Raw genomic sequence first — 459 nt, forward strand, 5'->3', positions numbered from 1 at the left:
GAGAAAAAATCGCCGCCACTTCCGCTTAATATGGAAACAAAAGACGATTCCAATTTATTAAGAACTCTTCCAAACGTCCTGCGCGCGAGAGGTTTCCGTCTTTATTTGTCCAATGGCAAACGTTTAGTCGATCTCGTGAAGAAAAAGCGACGGCTGCATCGGCGTTGTTTTTCCGTACATGCGCCTCATTTTGCAGGAAGTAAGATACAGTTCGTCCATCGCGCGGGTTACGCCAACATAAAAAAGCCTGCGTTCTTCTTCAAGTTCTTCGTCCTTTTTTTCCTCTCTGGGGAAAATGCCGTGTTCAAGCCCCGTCATGAGTACGTGCTTAAACTCCAGCCCCTTTGTGTTGTGAAAGGTGATAAGCGTTACGGAATTTTGCGCGTCCTGCGGGGCGTTGTCCCTAAGCGAGCGGTCAAGTTCGATGTCCTCAAGAAAATCCAACAGCCCTTCGATTGA

Annotated in this window: 1 protein-coding gene; it reads right to left on the reverse strand. The window is 47.7% G+C overall.

Translation table 11 applies throughout. The features are described from left to right. Positions 1–123: 123 nt before the first annotated feature. The coding region (locus ACYVTD_RS16685) for a 3'-5' exonuclease (RefSeq protein WP_461248775.1) at positions 124–459 on the reverse strand (336 nt) is incomplete at its 5' end.

The organism is Treponema sp. R6D11, assembly GCF_054786075.1.